1 protein-coding gene is annotated in these 514 nt (G+C 63.0%); it reads left to right on the top strand.

Features of this window, described 5'->3' with window-relative positions; translation table 11 throughout:
* Positions 1 to 508, top strand: a 508-nt coding sequence (locus GOB90_RS18815) for a hypothetical protein (RefSeq protein ID WP_173572238.1), incomplete at its 5' end; no start/stop codon positions are given.
* Between the last annotated feature and the right edge of the window lie 6 nt (positions 509 to 514).

The following is a 514-nucleotide window of genomic DNA, read 5'->3' on the forward strand; positions in this document are numbered from 1 at the left end:
CGCAGGCATTGCCGGCCTCGCCGCCTGCACGGCCACCACGACGAACGGCGTCACCACGATCACGCTGAATGTGACGAAAGTGAAGGATTACGGGCAGGCCGGCCTGAACGCTGCTGCCACAGTCGCTGGTTTCCTGGCGGCTTATCCGGCTCTATCGCCGTACATGGCCGCAATCACCGTAGCCGATACAGCGCTGTCCGGGGCGCTGACGGCTTTCTCCGACGCTGCCGGATCGACACTCACAATCACCTATAACAACGCCGACTGGAAGACGCGGGTGGACAGCATCTTGTCCGATCTGAATACGGTCGCAACGCAGATTGCAGCGGCGATCTCAGGCGGTGGTGCTGTCCTCGGAACGACCATTCAGACCGACGCACAGACCGCACTCTCAGCCCTCAAAACGATCATCAGCGTGTTCGAGGGCCTGATCGGTGTGTCCGGCGCGCGCGCTGCTACCATCCCGACGATGACCGAGGCGCAGGCGCTCGCTGCGCTGGGTGTCTGATGCCCT

Origin of the sequence: Acetobacter oeni, from assembly GCF_011516825.1 — a bacterium.
Taxonomy (GTDB): domain Bacteria; phylum Pseudomonadota; class Alphaproteobacteria; order Acetobacterales; family Acetobacteraceae; genus Acetobacter; species Acetobacter oeni.